General features: G+C 60.0%; 14 protein-coding genes. 5 read left to right on the top strand and 9 right to left on the bottom strand.

Annotation, left to right across the window (positions count from 1 at the left end; all coding sequences use genetic code 11):
• Window positions 1-68 precede the first annotated feature (68 nt).
• From arsH to NL116_RS18545, 4 genes are all read right to left on the bottom strand, one after another.
• Window positions 69-764: an arsenical resistance protein ArsH gene (gene arsH, locus NL116_RS18560; RefSeq protein WP_027924612.1), complete on the bottom strand. Its 696-nt coding sequence runs from the start codon at window positions 762-764 to the stop codon at window positions 69-71.
• A gap of 11 nt (window positions 765-775) precedes the next feature.
• Window positions 776-1246, bottom strand: a complete 471-nt coding sequence (locus NL116_RS18555) for an arsenate reductase ArsC (protein WP_494373455.1) — start codon at window positions 1244-1246, stop codon at window positions 776-778.
• A gap of 25 nt (window positions 1247-1271) precedes the next feature.
• Window positions 1272-1619 carry a metalloregulator ArsR/SmtB family transcription factor gene (locus NL116_RS18550; protein WP_494373454.1) on the bottom strand — a complete coding sequence of 116 codons (348 nt, stop codon included), beginning with the start codon at window positions 1617-1619 and terminating at the stop codon, window positions 1272-1274.
• A 133-nt stretch (window positions 1620-1752) separates the two neighbouring features.
• Window positions 1753-2025 carry a hypothetical protein gene (locus NL116_RS18545; protein ID WP_494373453.1) on the bottom strand — a complete coding sequence of 91 codons (273 nt, stop codon included), beginning with the start codon at window positions 2023-2025 and terminating at the stop codon, window positions 1753-1755.
• A gap of 444 nt (window positions 2026-2469) precedes the next feature.
• Between NL116_RS18545 and NL116_RS18540 the strand changes: the two genes are divergently transcribed.
• Window positions 2470-3129 (top strand): MarC family protein, encoded by a 660-nt coding sequence (locus NL116_RS18540; protein ID WP_494373452.1) that lies wholly within the window; start codon window positions 2470-2472, stop codon window positions 3127-3129.
• Window positions 3130-3295: 166 nt separating this feature from the next.
• Here NL116_RS18540 and NL116_RS18535 read toward each other — a convergent pair whose 3' ends face one another.
• Window positions 3296-3646: a hypothetical protein gene (locus NL116_RS18535; RefSeq protein ID WP_494373451.1), complete on the bottom strand. Its 351-nt coding sequence runs from the start codon at window positions 3644-3646 to the stop codon at window positions 3296-3298.
• A 61-nt stretch (window positions 3647-3707) separates the two neighbouring features.
• On the opposite strand from NL116_RS18535, the gene NL116_RS18530 reads away from it, so the two are divergent.
• Together NL116_RS18530 and NL116_RS18525 are read left to right on the top strand one after the other, a co-directional pair.
• Window positions 3708-5066 (top strand): MATE family efflux transporter, encoded by a 1359-nt coding sequence (locus NL116_RS18530; RefSeq protein WP_494373450.1) that lies wholly within the window; start codon window positions 3708-3710, stop codon window positions 5064-5066.
• A 94-nt stretch (window positions 5067-5160) separates the two neighbouring features.
• On the top strand, window positions 5161-5856 hold the full coding sequence (locus tag NL116_RS18525) for a phosphoribosyltransferase (RefSeq protein ID WP_494373449.1): 696 nt from the start codon (window positions 5161-5163) through the stop codon (window positions 5854-5856).
• On the opposite strand, the gene NL116_RS18520 is transcribed toward NL116_RS18525, so the two are convergent.
• Genes NL116_RS18520 through NL116_RS18510 form a run of 3 tightly spaced genes read right to left on the bottom strand, consistent with a single transcriptional unit; the run spans window position 5829 to window position 10257 of the window.
• A complete protein-coding gene (locus tag NL116_RS18520; RefSeq protein WP_494373448.1) occupies window positions 5829-7172 on the bottom strand; it encodes a TolC family outer membrane protein in 1344 nt (447 codons plus the stop codon). The genes NL116_RS18525 and NL116_RS18520 overlap by 28 nt on opposite strands.
• A gap of 1 nt (window position 7173) precedes the next feature.
• A complete protein-coding gene (locus tag NL116_RS18515; RefSeq protein ID WP_494373447.1) occupies window positions 7174-8520 on the bottom strand; it encodes an HlyD family type I secretion periplasmic adaptor subunit in 1347 nt (448 codons plus the stop codon).
• Entirely contained in the window at window positions 8521-10257 is a 1737-nt protein-coding gene (locus NL116_RS18510) for a type I secretion system permease/ATPase (RefSeq protein WP_494373446.1), read from the bottom strand. It lies immediately after the preceding gene.
• Window positions 10258-10572: 315 nt separating this feature from the next.
• Between NL116_RS18510 and NL116_RS18505 the strand changes: the two genes are divergently transcribed.
• The gene (locus tag NL116_RS18505; protein WP_494373445.1) at window positions 10573-11271 is read left to right on the top strand and encodes a response regulator; all 699 of its coding nucleotides are present in this window, start codon (window positions 10573-10575) and stop codon (window positions 11269-11271) included.
• On the opposite strand, the gene NL116_RS18500 is transcribed toward NL116_RS18505, so the two are convergent.
• A complete protein-coding gene (locus tag NL116_RS18500; RefSeq protein WP_494373444.1) occupies window positions 11272-12762 on the bottom strand; it encodes a sensor histidine kinase in 1491 nt (496 codons plus the stop codon). It lies immediately after the preceding gene.
• A 72-nt stretch (window positions 12763-12834) separates the two neighbouring features.
• Here NL116_RS18500 and NL116_RS18495 point away from each other — a divergent pair, with 72 nt between their 5' ends.
• Window positions 12835-18786: a peroxidase family protein gene (locus tag NL116_RS18495; protein WP_494373443.1), complete on the top strand. Its 5952-nt coding sequence runs from the start codon at window positions 12835-12837 to the stop codon at window positions 18784-18786.
• Window positions 18787-18844 lie beyond the last annotated feature (58 nt).

The raw sequence follows: 18844 nt of genomic DNA, 5'->3' as shown, positions 1-18844 counted from the left end.
TATAGATTCAAAACTATATAAATCGAGTCCTTAGATCAATGGCGCGTCGACCAGTGGCATCCCGGCTTTCAAATCGACCGCTGATTCACCCGCTGACTCAGTTCTTGCGCCGTCTCCTTGCGTTCCGAATAACGGTCAACCAGATCCGGGCGATCCCGCAATAGCAACGTAAACTTCACCAACTCCTCCATGACGTCGACCACCCGGTCGTACAGCGCGGAGGGTTTCATGCGATTCCCCTCATCAAATTCCAGAAAGGCTTTGGGCACGGAAGACTGGTTGGGGATCGTGAACATGCGCATCCAACGCCCCAGTACGCGCAGCTGATTGACCACGTTAAACGACTGGGAGCCACCGCAGACCTGCATCACCGCAAGCGTTTTCCCCTGGGTCGGGCGAACGGCGCCCAACGCCAGCGGCACCCAGTCAATCTGCGCCTTGAACACGGCTGACATGGAACCGTGGCGCTCGGGGGAACACCAGACCTGTCCTTCAGACCATTGCATCAGCTCCAGCAGCTCCTGGACTTTCGGGTGGTCATTGGGCGCATCGTCCGGCAGCGGAAGTCCCGAGGGATTGAAGATCCGCGTCTCTGCACCGAAGTGTTCGAGCAGGCGGGCGGCTTCTTCGACCAACAACCGACTGAACGACCGTGCCCGGGTCGACCCGTACAACAACAGGATTCGCGGCTTGTGCTGGCCGTCGTGATCGTTGGCGATGGGCTCAATCAAAGAAGCGTCGAGATTAGGCAGTGGGTGGCTCATGGGGGCTCCGGTTACAGGGTGCTGATGCGGTCGAGTTCGCGCTTCAGCGCATCGCGATCAAGTTCGGCGAAGGGCAGGGCGAGGAAGGCTAGGCAGCGCGTTTCGATGCGCGCAAGGGTCGAGTGAAAGGCAGCGGTGATGGCCGCCTCATCGCCCTTCACCTCGGAAGGATCCTCCAGTCCCCAATGGGCTTTCAGCGCCGGCCCGAAGTACACCGGGCACGCCTCTCCGGCAGCTTTGTCGCAGACGGTGATCACAATGGCCGGCGGGTTAGCCTCGAAGGCGTCGTTGCCTTTGCTGCTTAACCCGCCGATGGCAATTCCGGCTTCTTGCAGCGTCGTCAGGCTGCGCGGCAGCACTTGTCCTTTGGGGAAACTGCCGGCGCTGACAGCCTCGAAACCGTCCGGCGCAAGATGATTGAACATCGCTTCGGACAGGATGCTGCGGCAACTATTGGCGGTACACATAAACAGGACGCGCATGGTGGCTCCAGGGTGATGAACAGAATCAGCAGCAGGCGGTGGTGTTGAGCGGGCGATCCCCCATTGCATCGAGTCGAGCGCTGTTTTCCTCGAGCCAGGCGGTGTTGGCCGCCAGTGTGGTTTCAAGAAGGGTGCGCACCCAACCCGGCAAATCAGGATTGAGCCGGTAATAAACCCACTGCCCCTGACGCCGATCGAGCAGCAAGCCAAACGCTCGGAGCTGCGCCAGATGGCGGGAGATTTTCGGTTGACTGTCGTCCAGCGCGCAGACCAGTTCGCACACGCACAACTCGCCCTCGCGGGTGATGAGCAACGTGGCTCGCGCACGGGTTTCGTCAGAGAGGCATTTGAATACGACGGCGGGGGTCAGCATGGACACGGCTCGATACATATGGTTGGCCGAATATACGGTTATCCATATGTATCGAGCAAGTCTCGACGCTGGCGGGCGGGCTGATGTTCTGAAAACCCAACGCGTTCACAACCCTTCAGGCGCCTGTTTTCATTTACTCCGCCACCTGGGCGCGCAAACGTCGACCGATCACGTCCATCAAGTCACAGCCATCGCGCAACGGAATGGCCAGCAATTTGGAAAAGTCTGACAGCACCACCGTGTCGCAACCTAGCTCGGCGCGGAAGGCGATGTTCTCCAGCACCTGGGTGACGATGCGGATGCGATAGTCGGCCATGGCTTGCAGGACGTCGAGCGGGGCTTGCGTGTCGATAAGCAGGGAGGCCGGGATCAGGTCGATTCCGGTGAGGGGCATGTATCTTTCCATAGATGAAGTCTCGTTCAGTTGGTTGAAACTGCCAACCGATCGTCGCCAAACGAATGAGGGTGGCAGTTGTGCGCAGGTTGGCGAACCGGGAACGAGTAACCGGCAGACCCGAAGGTCTCCCGCGCACAACCGCCATAGAACTGCGATTTTGCGGATGCGATGACGCCTGCAAATAAGCAGGACGCCCTCGCACTCGTATCTCGGGTCGCCAAACCCGGTCGCCATTGTGGGCGACGGGGCGGACTATAAGCTTCATCGTAACGACGAGCAAGGTGAGGGTTTCCGAGATAAATGTAGGACCCGATCCGAGATTGTTGTCAGCCATCGACTGACCTCGTCTGAGCCAGCGTCACCTGTGTCGCAACGCCAGATTGAGCTGGAAACGAGCTCATTGCTCATCATCCGCTAAGGTGATGTAACACGGTCTCTTCTCGAAGGTGCGCCATGAACTCGTATGTCACCCTGTTTGTCGGCATGTTTACCACGTTATTGGCCATCATCAACCCACTGGAGGCGATTCCCGTGTTCCTGGGTATGCTGCAAGGCAAGGACGTTGCCGAGCTCCGTCGGGTGGCGCGCAAAGCTTGCTTCTATGCGCTACTGCTCATGTTCTTTTTCCTGATTTTCGGCAACCTGCTGCTGCGTCTGTTCGACGTACCCCTGAGCATGATCCGGGTGGTCGGCGGGGTGATTCTGATGCGGATCGGTTTTGAGCTGTTCGCTCCCACCCCCAACAGCAGCCTGATTCCCAGCGGTCACGACACCGACCAGGATGTGTCATTCATCCCCCTGGCCATGCCCATCATGTTTGGCCCCGGTGCGATTGCCACCGTGATCGGACTGACCAGCACCATCAAAGACGCCAGTCATGCGGTGCTGTCATTTGCCGTCGTGGCACTGGCCATCTGCGCCACGATGTTCACCACGTATCTGTCACTGGCTTACGCTCAAGTCATCCTCAAAACGATCGGCCCGCAAGGCATTGATGCTGCCACGCGCATTGTCGGGTTCTTTGTCTCTGCCATGGGGGTTGGTTTGATCTTTCATGGCACGGTGGAGTTTTTGCAATCGTACGGGGTGCTTTTGCATGGCGGGGTGGGGTAGGGCTGGATCATTGTGTTGGCCTGAAAAACAGGATCGTTAACCACTGTGCGCTGAAGCAACGCTGGATAAGCGGTGACGGATCTACTGGGTAAAAAACAGATCTGTCACCCTTATCGCAGTCAGCCTTATTGCAGTTACAAGGGGGCGCTGCACCACTCGAGGTTGCCTAATAGCAAATGCGTCCACAGAAGGTGAGTGCCTCGACTTGATTGCTCTGGGCGCCGCTTAAGCGCCAACGGGTGAATTTCCCCTCCGGCAAATTCTGACGCTTGACGACTTCCATGTGTAGCGTGCGGGCATCAGGATCATTGCTTTCCAGCAAAATTTCATCCTTCTTTATTGTGAAATGATCATGTAGCAAGAGAAGTCCAAAACGTTCATAAATGCGTCTACTGTCAGAAATAACAGGCTGGGCATTATTTTGATCAACGGTCGCTGAGGCATTCAGTAATGCGCATCTTTTGTCATCGGGGAGGATGCCGGAGCCGTCGAAAACCCTCGTCGAGAAACGATCCACCGCGCTCAATTCGCGTGGCGTAGAATCCTCAAACCGCGCCCACACCCGAGACGGACCCTCAATGCAAACTCCCACCCAACCCATCCCCCTGTGGAAAACCTACCTCCTTTTCCTCGCCCCAATGGTCCTGTCGAACTTCCTCCAGTCCATGTCCGGCACGGTCAACAGCATCTACATCGGCCAAATGCTCGGCACGCAATCCCTGGCCGCTGTGTCCGGCATGTTCCCTATCGTTTTCTTCTTCATTGCCCTGGTCATCGGCCTCGGCGCGGGGGCGGGTGTGCTGATCGGCCAAGCGTGGGGTGCCCGTGAACCGCATCTGGTGAAAACCATCGCCGGTACGACGTTGCTGCTGGGTGCAATGATCGGCCTGACCGCTGCTGTCCTCGGCAGCGTGTTCGCGCGACCGGCGTTGCAGGGGTTGGGCACGCCGGCCGATGTGCTGGACGACGCCGTGGCCTACGCGCACGTGATGATGTGGATCATGCCGTCGCTGCTGGTCTACGTGCTGTTCACACAACTGCTGCGCGGGGTCAGCGATACGGTGTCGCCGCTGATTGCGCTGGTGGTGTCGACCTGTATCGGCTTGGCGCTGACGCCGGCGTTGATTCGCGGTTGGTTCGGGTTGCCGATGATGGGGATTCAGAGTGCGGCGTATGCCGGGTTGGCGGGTAACGTGTCGGCCATGGGGTGGCTGGCGTGGCGGTTGATTCGCAAGGGGCATCCGTTGGCGCCGGATCGGGAGATGTTTGCGGCGATGAAGCTGGACCGGGAGATTCTCGGCAAGGTGTTGCGCATCGGTCTGCCGACCGGGTTACAGATGGTGGTGTTGTCGGTGTCGGAATTGGTGATTCTGGCGCTGGTGAACCAGCACGGTTCACAGGCGACGGCGGCGTATGGGGCGGTGACGCAGATCGTCAATTACGTGCAGTTTCCGGCGCTGTCGATTGCGATCACGGCGTCGATCCTCGGGGCTCAGGCGATTGGGGCAGGGCGCCTTGAGCGCATGGGACCGATTTTGCGCACGGGGCTGCTGATCAATGTGTGCCTGACCGGTGGATTGGTGGTGTTGGGTTACCTGTTGTCGCACTGGTTGTTGGGGCTGTTCCTTACTGATGACTCGACGCGGGCGATGGCCGAGCACCTGTTGCACATCATGCTCTGGAGCTTGTTGGTATTTGGCTTCCAGGCGATTGTCGGCGGCATCATGCGCGCCAGCGGTACGGTGTTGGTGCCGATGGCGGTGTCGATTTTTTGCGTGGTGCTGGTGCAGTTGCCGGTGGCGTATGTGCTGGACGGGCACTTCGGTTTGCAGGGCGTGTGGATGGCGTTTCCGGTGGCGTATCTGGGGATGCTGGCGTTGCAGACGGCGTATTACCGGTTTGTCTGGCGGCATCAGCGAATCGAACGGTTGGTGTAAGCCAAGCGGCTTGCTGTCGGCCGCACACAGGTCGACAATTCCTCGGGACTGCGTAATGAAACCGGCAGGCGTGATCGCCTGAGGAGGTTTTCAAATGAGTCCCTCATCGCACATGATTTTGCAGGACCGAGCGGCGGCGGGGCGGCGTCTGGTGGCGCCGTTGCAAGCCTACGCCAGTCGCCCGGACGTGATCGTTCTCGCCTTGCCCCGAGGCGGCGTGCCGGTGGCGTATGAAGTGGCCACGGCGCTGGACGTTCGCCTCGACCTGATGCTGGTGCGCAAGCTCGGCGTGCCGTCCCACGAGGAGTTCGCAATGGGCGCGATTGCCAGCGGCGGCATCCAGATTCTCAATCAACAGGCGCTGCGGGCGCAGCCGATTGATAAGGCAGCGTTCGATGCCGTGGTGGCACGAGAGACGCGGGAGCTGCGGAGGCGCGAGCAGGTTTACCGGGGGACGCGTGCGCCGGTGCCGCTCAAGGATCAGGTGGTGATCCTGATCGACGATGGCCTGGCGACGGGTGCTTCGATGATGGCGGCCATTCGGGCGGTGCGGGTGCACGGGCCAGCCCGGATCGTGGTCGCGGTGCCGGTGGGGCCACCCGAAACGGTCGAGGCGTTGCGCAGTGAGGTCGATGAACTGGTGTGCCCGATCATGCCGGAGAGGCTGATGTCGATCGGGCATTGGTACATGGATTTTTCCCAGACCTCGGATGCCGAGGTCATGCGGTTGTTGCAGCTGGTCTGGGCAAAAAAACCTTCAGCTCAAAACGACAATTTCGGCCCCAGGTAGGCATTGGCACTGGCGATGTCGTCATCGCCCAATGCCCCGACATTGGCCGCCAACCGCAGCTTGGCCAGCAGGTAACGCAGTTTGGCTTCGAACAGGTCGCGGCGGGCGGTGTAAACCTGTTCTTGGGCGTTGAGAATGTCGACGTTGGTGCTGCTGCCCGCGAGGAAGCCTTTTTTCGAGGACTCCACCGAGCGTTCGCTGGACTTCACCGCTTTCTCCAGCGCGTGGATACGCGCTTCGCCGCTTTGTACACCGCGAAACTCCCGGGTGGTTCCCGAGATGATTTCTTCCCGGGTTGCATTCAGGTCATCTTCGGCCTGATCCCGGGTGGCAACGCTTTGCCGCGCCCGGGCGCTGACGTAGCCGCCGCTGTACAACGGAATGTTCAACTCCAGGCCGGCAGAAGAGTAGCGGTTGCGCTGGTTTTGGGTGGACAGGGTTTCGCTGTCGGCAGCGGTGTATCCCACCACCAGATCAAGGGTCGGCCAGTGACCGGCCTTGGCCTTGGCGACTTCCTCGTCGGCGGTGTTGACGTTCAAGCGTCGTGCACGGATCGAGGGGCTGTCGGTACCTGCACGGATGATCCATTCCTGCAGATTGTCCGGTTGCAGAGGTGGCGTGGGGAAGGTGTCTTGCAGTGTGGCAATTTCATCGGGTGTTTGCCCGAGGTACTCCTGCAACAGGCGTCGGGCCACGGTCACGCTGTCCTCGGCTTCGATCAGCTCGGCCTGGGCCAGGTCTCGACGGGACACCGCTTCGTCGACGTCAGTGATGGTGCCGTCGCCCAGGTCCTTGCGTCGTTGAGTCGAGGCGACTTGTTCGTTGAAGGAGTTGAGTTTGGCCGTCGCCAGCGCCACGGTTTCGTGGGCCAGCAGTACATCAAAGTAGCGCCCGGCCAGTTTCACGGCCGCGTCCTGCGCTTTGCCGTCGAACACGGCCACACCGTACTCGGCCTGGTACTCGCCTTGGCGATATTCGGCCATTTTCTGTTTGTTGAAGAGCGGTTGGCGCAGCTGAAGCGTCGCGCCCCGCGCGTTGTAGTTCAGGTCGTAGGTGTGGCTGTTGCCGAGAAAATCCGGTTGCTTTTGTGTGCCGTTGATGTGGTTGTCGAAGCCGGTGATGCCAATTTTCGGCAGCACGCCGGATTGACCGATGGCGCGGTTTTCCAGCGCGGCATCGCGTTCGTGACCGGCGGAAAGGTAGGTCGGTCCCTGAAACTGCATCAAGTTCCAGGACTCGCGCAAATCCAGCGCGGCCGCCGACTGCGCCACGCACAGCGACGCTGCAAAACTCAGAAAACCTCGTCCGCGGTTCACGTCACTGCTCCTTGAAGGCGCTGTTGACACGGTCGAGCAGGGGTTTCAACAGGTAGCTCAGCATGTTGCGTTCACCCGTCTTGATGGTGACGGAGGCGGGCATGCCCGCGCGAATGTGGTTGCTGCCCAGCAGGGTCATGCCGGCAGGTGTCACTTCGATCTGCGCCAGGTAATAGGGCTGTTTGTTGTCGTCGCTGACCAGGCGGTCGGCGGAAATGGTCAGCACCTGGCCCGGAATGTTCGGTGTCTGCACGTGATTGAACGCCGGGAATGAGATGGTCACGGGCAGGCCCGGCGTCATCCGGTCAATGGCTTGCACCGGCACCATCGCGTCGATCTGCAACGGTTCGTGGGCCGGCACGATTTCCATGATCTTGAAACCGGGAGCGATCACGCCGCCGATGGTCGACACGTTCAGGCCCTGGACAACGCCGTCGATGGGCGAGCGGATGACCGTGTGCCGGACTTGATAATCCAGCGCCTGCAAACGATCGGTGAGGGCACTGTTTTCTTTCTGAACGTCGGCCAGCAGCGACTGCACTTCCTTGCGGTAGTCGTACTCGCGCTGAAGGATGCGCAGCTTGATGTCGGCGACCTGGCCCCGCGCCTTGGCAATGTTGTTCAGGTTGTCGGCCTGGGAGGCATTGAGGTCGGAACCGGTGCGTTCCAGTTCGAGCATCCGGTTGCGGGGCACATAGCCTTCGGCGGCGAGTTGACGGACGCCAACCAGTTCCTGATTGAGAAAGCCGATCTGCGCCGTCCGGGCACCGTAGATGTGCTGCAAGCCTTTGATCTGCGCTTCGGCGGAGTTGAGTGACTCGCGAAGGATGCCGATCTCGCCCTCAAGGCTGGTGCGACGCGTGGCAAAAAGATGACGTTGCAGGCTGATGGCGTCGTTCAGATGACCGTTGCCCGCGTAACGCTGCAACATGGCGGAGTCGAACACCACGTCGGCCGCGCCATCGCGCTCCGCTTCAAGGCGGTTTTCCATGGCTTTGGTGGCGATGTACTGCGCATTCACCACCCCTTGTTCCGAGCGTGCCTGGGTGGCGTCGAGCCGAACCAGCTCCTGATCCTTGCTGACGCTGTCACCTTCGCGCACCAGAATCGCTTCGACACTGCCGCCGGTGAGGTGCTGGATGGTTTTGCGGTTGCTGGTGACCTTGACCGTGGCAGTGGCGACGATGCCGGCGTCCAGCGGTGCCAGCCAGGACCAGAGCAGAAATCCGCCAAAACCGAGGACCACCAGCAACACGCCCCAACGTGCCAGGCGGTGGTCGTCGACATCGATACTGGCCGCCGCGCGCACCACATCCTGGCCCCGCGGATCGAGACTCAACGCGCCCATTTATTCTCTCCCGCGAACGGCTGACAGGGTCGGGGCGCCCACCGTCGGCAGCACGCTGGTTTGACGCAATGCCGCAAACACTTCGTCCCGGGGACCGAACAATTGCGTGCTGCCTTCGCGCAGCATCAGGACTTTGTCGACGGTGCCGAGGATGCTCGGGCGGTGGCTGATCAGCACCGTGGTGCACCCTCGGGACTTGAGGTCTTCCAGCACCTCGATCAGGGCTTTTTCCCCGGCGTCGTCAAGGTTGGCGTTCGGTTCATCGAGCACGATGATCGACGGCTCGCGGTACAACGCACGGGCCAGGCCGATGCGCTGGCGTTGCCCTCCGGACAGCGGGTTGCCGTCGACATCCAGGGTCGTGTCATAGCCGTGGGCAAACCGCAGGATCATGTCGTGTACGCCGGCCCGTTTGGCCGCCACGATCACGGCGTCACTGTCGACGTCGCCGAAACGGGCGATGTTGTCGGCAATGCTGCCTTCGAACAACTCCACGTCCTGGGGCAGGTAGCCGACCCAGGGGCCGAGCTCTTCCTTGTTCCACAGATAGACGTCCACGCCGTCGAGCCGTACTTTGCCGCTTTGCGCCGGCCAGATGCCCACCAGCAGGCGCGCCAACGTGGATTTGCCCGACGCGGACGGGCCGATGATGCCCAGCGATTCCCCCGGCGACAGGTTGAAGTGCGGCCCGCGAATGATTGATTGACTCATGCCCGGCGCCCCGGCGTGCAAGTGCTCGACCGAGAGCATGCCCAGTGGCCGTTGCAGTTTCATCGCATCGGCGCGGGGCGGAAACTCTTGCAGCAGTTGCTTGAGCCGCGACCAGGCGCGGCGGCTGGTGAGCAATTGCTTCCAGGCGCCGATCAGTTGCTCTACTGGTGCCAGTGCGCGACCGCTGAGGATCGAGCACGCGATCATCATGCCGGGGGTGATCGAGCCTTCGATGGCCAGCAGGGCGCCGGTGCCGAGGATCAACGATTGCAGAGCGATCCGCACGAACCGCCCCAATCCACTGATGTAGGCCGCCCGGTCGGAGGCCAGGGTCTGCATTTCAAGAATCCGCAGGTGGCTGCCGAACCAGCGCTGGGTGATGGCGGGCAGCATGCCCATGGCTTCGATGACTTCGGCGTTGCGTAGATTGTTGTTGGCGAACGTGCCCGAGATTTGCGACGCCAGGTTCGCCTCGCCCAACGGCTTTTTGGTGGCGACTTCGGTGAGCCAGGTCAGGGACACCAGGATCAGCGATCCGCACAGGGTGACGATTCCGAGCAAGGGGTGGATCAGGTAGGCGACGAACAGGTAAATAGGCGTCCATGGCGCATCGAAGAACGCGAACAACCCATTGCCGGTCAGGAATTGCCGGACCTGTGCCAGGTCTTGCAGTGCCTGGGCCGGGTTGCCGCCGGCACGCTGCAAGTTACGCTCGAACGCGGCAGTAAACACACGCCGGTTCAGGGCCATGTCCAGCCGGTTGCCGACCCGGATCAGCACGCGGGTACGCACCACTTCCAGCATGGCCAGCAAGGTGTACAAACCTATCATCAGAAGGGTCAGCATCAGCAGCGTGGTGAGGTTGCTGCTGACCAGTGCCCGGTCATACACCTGCAGCATGTAGATGGCCGGGGCCAGCATCAGCACGTTAATGACGCCACTGAATCCGGCCAGCGAATAAAACGTATGTCGCAGCCGAAAAAGCACCTCGGCAAACTCGGATCGCTGCTGGCTTTTCTTGTCCATCGGAGGGTCCCCGTGCCGTGGATTCATGTACCTCAGCGTAGGGGAACGACTGTTGGTCGGATGGGGGCCTGATCCGGGTTTTCGACCTGAAAGTATTTTTGACGTTTTTGACAGCGTTCAAAAACAATGAGTTGGGAGCTGATTTTTCAGAGGCTTCTGACGTTGATTGCTTATTGACGGCCAAATTTCGTGCGACCTAAGTCTAATTTTTGCCCTCAAGGTCCCCGGCAGTTCCGACCGATGCCCGGCGCCCGTTCGGGTTACCTGCTATTAATCATTGGGTGTTTGAATACTTGGCCCTTACAGGAGCTTGTCATGAACCCGTTCATTCGGATTGGCATCGTCGACGATCATCCGTTGTTGCGTGAAGGTGTTGCCAATACGTTGAGGAAGAGGGCGGATTTGCAAGTCGTGGAGCAGGGGGGCAGTGCGGATGAAGCCCGGGGCATCGCGATGCGAACGAGGCCGGACGTGATGCTGATGGACGTCAATATGCCGGGCGACGTGTTTGGCTCCGTGCGGTTCATTTCTACGCAGCTGCCGGATGTGAAGGTGTTGATGCTGACCGTGTCCGAGTCAGAGGATGATGCTTATTCGGCGCTTGAAGCGGGAGCGCGCGGTTATGTATTAAAGGGGGTCAGCGGGCCGGACCTGGTGCTGGCCATCCGGTCGATTGCCCGGGGCGAAACCTACATCACCCCCGAATTTGCCAATAAGCTGTTGAGCAACTTCAAAAAGCATGAGGCTGAAGTTCGCAAGATCGACCTCACCCATCGGGAGGAGCAGATCATCCGTGAAGTCTCAAAGGGCCTGACGAATAAGGAAGTGGCCTCAAAACTGTTGATCAGCGAAAAAACCGTCAAGTACTACATGACCTGCGTGATGCAAAAGCTGCATGCTCGCAATCGTGTAGAAGCGGTCACGGCCTTGAGGCGCTACTGGGAACGCGAGAGCATTGGTCGACTTCATGTGACGTCGGTGACGCCGCCGCTGGACGCACGAGGTGGCTCCTGACTACAGCTTGAATTGTGCGGTGATCGAGGTGCCTTTGCCGGCTGCTGAATCAATGCGGAACACACCACCCAGCGACTCCACCCGATACCGCAACCCTGCCAGCCCCAACCGTGTCCTGCCGTGGGCGTCGGCCACCAGGGCATCGACGCTCATCCCCGGGCCGTTATCGTTGACCGTGATGAGCAACATCCCGTCGACAAGGTTGCCGCTCAGAACCTGACCTTTTCCTGAGGCATGGCGGTACGCATTGTTCAGGGTTTCCTGCACGAAGCGATAGATGCACAGCTTGAGCGGCAACGGCATCCCATCGGGCAGTTGCCCCAGTTTCAATTTGACTTTGGTGCCGGTGCGCTGCTCATGTCGCTGCGCCACAAGCTGCAATTCCTCCAGCAAGGTCAGGTCGTTGATTTCCGGAAGGGCCAGCCCCCGGGAAAGGTCCCGCACCTCTCTTAATGCATCGGTCGCCGCCCCCCGGATGGTTTCCATCGACTCTTGATCAACCTCCGTGCAGTGTTCGGCAAGGTCGTCGAGGCGGATGAGAATCAGGGTCAACAGTTGTGCGGGGCCGTCGTGCAGATCCGCTCCGATGCGCCGCAAGGTCAGTTCGTTTATTCGAGAAAATTCCTGGGTCGCGGTGGTCATCTTGCGTTGAAGCGCCGCATTGCTGATGTGCAACCGGGTTTGCTCCAGCAGTCGCAAGCGCAACGCCACTTGTTGCCGCTGGATGATCTTGTCGCCGCGCCGGACAATAAAGAACAGCAGCGTCAGCATCGCCAGGGTCGCGGCACCGACCACCATCCATACTTGTTGGCGGACGCGGTTGATTTCCTCCTCCAGACTGGCCGCCATTTCATAGAACTCGCCCACCGCGATGATTTTCCCGGAATTGAACTCTCGCAATGGTGCATAGATTTCATAGAGCGGTACGTTCAGCTTTCGCTCGAACTCGTTCTCTTCCTGATCCAGGTCCTCAAGGTCAGTGACCACGTTACCCTTGATCGCACCGGCGATTTCATCCATCGGGAATTTGCGATTGGTGATGGATTTATCGGTGCTGTACACCACCGTGCCGTCTGCACGCCAGATCTTGATCGAGACGATGTGCCGTTTCAGCGAACGGCTCTCCATCAGGCGATCCAGGGATTCAATACTCGACGCCGACAGCCCGTTATCGCGGCTCATCTCCTGAACGTAGGGTTCCAGGAACGCTTCCATATAGTGAGCGCCGGCCTCCGCTGCGCTTTGCACAGCGGCGCGTTCTATGCGCGCACTGACCAGTTTGCCGACGAAAAACATGGTCAGCCCGAGGATCAGTGCGGCGGCGATCACGAATTGGGTCGAGCGACTCAGGTTGCGTGCGCGGGTCTTGAACCTGAGGCGCCAGGCTACCTTTTGGCCCTGCTCGCTGGCGGATTGAGGCTCGACCAAAGTCTCAGTTTGATCACCGACAAAAGTCTCTTTTTTTGATTCGACTTTTGCATCTTTTGCCATCGGTTCCGTTCCCTGATCATCGTGATAAGTCGGTTGCAAACCCTGCTGCTCAACGGATATCTGGAGCTTGCCATGTATGAGCTAAAGCGCTTTACCCTCAATCAGAACGATATTTCGTTTCTGGAACAGCAGGTTACGTTTCCAACTATTCACATCGTGGGCTACAACGCCGCCGGTGAACCGCTGTACGGTTACAACGGTTCGGACGGCAATGTCCATGTGCTCGGTATCCTCGGCAGTTTCAACCCGCTGGATGTCCCGGCCGGAGAAACCCATTGGTACAACGGCGCTCGGGACCCGATCGGTTTGCGCGACGTTTCTGGCCACTTCAATAACCTGACCCAGGACGGACAGAGTTGGGGCAGCTTCGGGCAGAACTTCATCCGCCTGACCCACTCGGACTACACGCACTACGTTCATCAGAACCTGGATAACGCCGCGTTGGCAGGACCGGGCGTTCCCGCCGGTGCCACGCCACTGACTGACAATAGTTCACTGTATAGCGATCCGACAGCCTCGCTGGTGGACTACACGCCACGGATGATCAGCCAGACCATCGTCAGTGGCGGCGTGACCTTTGCCACCGATGCCAACGGGCACATCCAGCACACCGCGAACGGCGTGGCGATCGTCACGGATCCAGGCATTCTCGGCGCCATCGGCGAAGTCGATACCACGTCGCCTGACTCCGGCCAGTATTACATTCGCAACCAGAACACCGTCAGCGGCGACCCCTCGACAACTGGCTGGTTTACGTTGTTCGGGCAGTTCTTCGACCACGGACTGGACTTCATCAATAAGCCAAACCAGAACGCGATCATCACCATTCCTTTGGCACCGGATGATCCGCTGTATGGCTCGATTGGCCCGGACGGGCAGCCGGTGTACTCGATCAAGGTACATCGGGCGACAGTCAGCGAAGTGGATGGTCAAGGCCAGGCGCAATACGTCAACCTTGACTCGCCGTACATCGATCAGAACCAGACTTACGGCTCTAATGATGCCGTGACTCAATTGCTGCGTCAGTGGGTGGCGGACCCTAATCACCCAGGTCAATTCATAGCCGGGGCGGCATTGTTTGACGGAACGACCCTGAGTGACGAAGCCGCCTGGACCCTCAACGGTGTGGTGACCCACCAGACACTGCCGACCTTGAGTGAGCTGCGCGCTCATGTGCTGGCCACCGGTCGTGACGACCTGACCTGGGACGACATCGCCAACTTCCGCGTCCGCGATGCCCACGGCCATGTGCTGGACGCCGACCCGACCACGGCCGGCGTGCAAGCGGTGTACACCCGCGAGGCGATCCTGCTGGACATGAATCCGCACTTCGATGATCTGCATATCGATCAAGCGAGGCTGATGTCGCTGGATGCGCACATCACCAGCATCACATTCGACGCGAACAACCCGTTCGGAATGGTCATCAACTATGACAACTCGGGGCCGAAGAACCTGTTCAGCTTCGTCAACTTTGCCGACTTCTCTATCAGCGCCGCGCCCGGCAGTGCCGATTTTGCGGTGGCCAACGAACTGCTCCTGCAATCGGTGGGCGACCACTACATTGCCGGTGATGGTCGGGTGAACGAAAACTTCGGCCTGACCGCCATTCACCACGTCTTCCACGAAGACCACAACGTGCAGCTGATCAACCTGCAGAACGAAGTGCTGGCGCAGACCGACGCCACTGTGCGCCACAACTGGCAGGTACAGGTGAGTAACGGCAGCGGTGGTTTCTATACCGATGCCAATGGCAACTTCACCCTGGCCGATGGCGTCACGGTGTCTTGGGATCAGGACAAGTTGTTCCACGCCGCCAAGCTGACTGTGGAGATGGAATACCAGCACGTTGCGATCGATCAATACGCACGGCTGATCACACCGGACCTGCCAGAATTCGTGACCTACGACTCGGGCATCAACACCAATATCTCGCTGGAGTATGGCCAGGCTGCGTTCCGTTTCGGCCATTCGCAATTGCGCGAAACCATCGATGCCCTGGAAAAAAATGCCAGTGGTGGCTACGACCTGACCGGCGCGATTACTCACTATGCGCTGGAGCAGGCGTTCCTCAATCCTGGCGGTTTCGCCGATATCGGGCCGACGGCGATTGCGTTGGGCATGACCCGGCAGATCAGCAACGAAATCGACGAGTTCGTCACCCCGGCATTGCAGCAAGGCTTGCTCGGGCAGCCGCTGGACCTGGCGACCATCAACCTGGCCCGTGGTCGCGACTTGGGCCTGCCGACCCTGAACCAGGCGCGTCAGCAGATCCATGATGCGCTGATTGCCGAACGGGCCTCACCGGCCGGTGCGCAGCACCACACCAACCTGATCGTCGATGGCCTGACGCCTTATACGAGCTGGAGTGACTTCGCCAACAACATGATTCACCCCGAATCCCTGGTGAATTTTATCGCCGCCTATTCTTTCGACGGCGACGTGGCGCATGCCCAGGCGATCATCGATGCCGATGTCTCCGGCGTGACCACCACTTATGCCGGTGGCAGTGTGACGGCCGAACAGGCTGCGTTATTCCTCTCCGGCGCAGCAGACGCCAACGGCAATCATGTGGCCGGTTACGACGGCTACAACGCGATTGACCTGTGGATCGGTGGCCTGGCGGAAAAACACGTCTATACCGGGCAACTGGGCACCACCTTCAACGCCATCTTCGAAGATCAGATGGAACGCTTGATGGACGGTGACCGTTTCTACTACCTGTACCGCCTCGACCTCGGCCTGCCGGCGATGACCAACCTCAACGAGCAGGTGGTCACCGAACAGTTCAAGGACATCATTGAACGCACCACGGACGCCCGGCACCTGGCCGGTGATGTCTTCGGTTATGCCGACAGCTACGTCGAATTGAGCTACACCGATTCCGGTGCCAGTGCCACGGCGTACAAGAGCGAGCACAAGTACGGCACGCTGATCGCGGCCAACCATGTCGGTGTTTACTCCACCGGTGGCGCGGGCGGGATTGGCGGCAATGGCCTGCTGGTGAGTCTGACCAACCCGGAAACGCACACCGCGCAAACCTATATCCGGGACTACCGTCCGGACCAGGGCATGAACCCTGATGGCACCGCGGCAGTGGGTTACAACTCCCACGAAGTCTTGGTCGGCACCGACTACAACGACTGGCTCGACGCCGGTGACGGTGACGATACGATCTACGGCGAAGGCGGCGACGACATCCTGGATGGCAAGTCCGGTGCCGACCACATCTACGGTGGCGACGGCAACGACGTGATTTACGGTGGGGATATCGAAGACTTCCTCGATGGCGGGGAAGGGGACGACATCATTTATGCCGGGACCAGTGCCGGCGTGCTCGACGTGGTGATTGGCGGCGGTGGTAACGATCACCTCTATGGCGAAGCCGGGATTGACGAGCTGTACGGTGGCGCCGGCAATGACTATATCGATGCCGGTGGCGACACCGACCTGGTGCATGGCGGTGACGGTAATGATGAGATTTATGGCGGCGACGGCCCGGACATCCTGTTCGGTGAGGACGGCGACGACATCATTTCCGGCGGCTCCACCGGTGACCAGGAGTTTGGCGGGGCCGGCGACGACATTCTGTTGCCGGGCCTGGGTGGTGCGCCGGGCCAGGGTGACGGTGACGAAGCCATTGGCGATGTGGGCTTCGACATTGCGGCCTTCAGCGATGTGAACATTGCGCTGGATGCGGCGGCAGACCTTAATAATCAAAACGTCGTGGCAGCGCCGGGTACTTCTGTGCTGTTCCAGCCGTTCAATGCCTTGCTGACGGACATCGAAGGGTTGATCGGTTCACGCTTCAGCGACGCCCGTGCGAACACCGTCACGCCAGCCAATCCGCTGGCGGGCCTGATCGGTAACGCCACGGAAAACTGGCTGATTGGCGGCAGTGGTGACGATGTCTCCCAAGGCAACGGCGGCAATGACGTGATCGTTGGTGACTCGATCAAACTCGCTGATCTCAATCACCTGCTGGCCAGTCAAGGGTTTGCCGAGCACTTCACCGGCCTGCAAGCGACCCGTCCCGACTTCGTCCTGGGCGATAATCACCAGGCTGCCGGCACCGCCGATGGCGCGGCAGACACGGCCATCTACTCGGGCAACTATGCCAATTACAGCATCACCAAGTTCACCGATACCCGGCCGGGCGGCGAGCTGATCACCGCGTTCAAAGTGGTGGACCTGCGGGTGGGCGCCGCGAACGTCGATGGCACCGATATTGTCATTGGCGTTGAAAAACTGCGCTTCGCCGACCGCACGGTCAACCTGAGCATCACCAATCACCTGCCGACCGGCAACGTGGTGCTCTCGGGTTATGCCACCGCGCCAACCACGCCCAGTCGTCCGGTGCCAGCCCAATACCGGCTGACCGCCAACACAGCGGCCATCCAGGATGCGGACGGCTTGCCGGGGCCAAGCGGGTTCTCCTATCAGTGGCAGGCACTGGTGGGCGCGACCTGGTTGAGTATCACCGGGGCGAATGCGTCGACCTTTGCACCGACCTCGGCGCATTTCGGCCAGCAACTGCGGGTCATCACCACGTACACCGACAACAACGGCACGGTGGAACAGCTGACGTCCGACCCTTCGGAAGCGGTAGGGCGCTTCATCGAAGGCACTAACTCATTCTTCTTCGGTGATACGCTCAATGGCACCAACTATCAGGACATCCTGTTGGGCTACTCGGGCAATGATGTCCTCAATGGCGGGCTGGGTTCCGACTTGCTGGACGGCGGCGCCGGCAACGACACGATGCGCGGCAATGCCGGCAACGACACCTACATGGTCGATGCCAATGGCGATGGGGTTCAGGAGAATCTGAACGAAGGCACCGACACCGTCATGTCCTCGGTCAGCTACACCCTGGGGGCGAACGTCGAGAACCTGACCTTGCTGGGCTCGAACAACATCAACGGCACCGGTAACGCGCTGGACAACGTGATCCATGGCAACAGCGGTAACAACCAACTCAGCGGCCTGGCCGGGAACGACACGGTCTTTGGTGAGGCCGGCAACGACACGATGCTGGCGTCGCTGAACGACGGCAACGACCACTATGACGGTGGCACCGGCACCGACACCTACGATTTGTCGGCCACCTCGGCGCCCGCCACGGTCGATTTGATCGCCGGCACATCAACCAGCACCCAGACCGGCAACGACTCCCTGACCGGCATCGAGAACGTCACCGGCAGTTCTGGCGACGATCACATTCAGGGCGACGGCGTCAGCAACCTGCTGCAAGGCCAGGGCGGCAATGACTGGATGGACGGTGGCAGCGGTGACGATACGTTGATTGGCGGGCAAGGCGCGGACAGCCTGTTCGGTGGGATTGGCAATGACACCTTCCGGGCGTCGGTCAATGACGGCAACGACAGCTACAACGGCGGTGGCGACACCGATACCTATGACTTGTCAGGAACCTCGGCCAACGCCACGGTCAACCTGTCCACCGGCCTGGCCAGCAGCTCGCAAACCGGTAACGACACCTTGACCGCCGTCGAAAATGTCATCGGCAGCACGGGTGCCAACACCCTGACCGGCGATAACGCCAATAACGGCCTGACCGGGCAGGGCGGTATCGACACCTTGAGTGGTGGCGGTGGCGCCGACACACTGACCGGTAATGGCAACCGCGATACGTTGACCGGTGGTGCGGGGGCGGACATGTTTGTGTTCTCCTCAACGAGCGACTCGGGGACATCAGCCGCCAGCCGTGATGTGATCACCGACTTCACGCAGGGCTCCGATCACATCGATTTGTCTCAGATCGATGCGCGGACCTCCGGCGCAGGTGCCGCCGGTAATCAGGATTTCACGTTCCTTGGCGAGTGGAACGGCGCCGGCAACGAGTTCAACAACCAGGCGCAATTGAAGTACCACTTCGTCAATGTCGGCGGGGTCGATCACACGTATGTGGAGGGCAACGTAAACAGCGGCAATGGCGCCGATTTCCAGATTGATCTGGTCGGGCATGTGGCCCTTACCGCGAGTGATTTTGTCGGCGTGGTATAGGTTGGCAGCGTAAAAAGGGCGCCCGTTTTCATTAACGGGCGCCCTTTGTTTTTGCAGG

The organism is Pseudomonas sp. FBCC-B1667, assembly GCF_059133255.1.
This window is presented reverse-complemented; position numbering and strand designations above follow the sequence as displayed.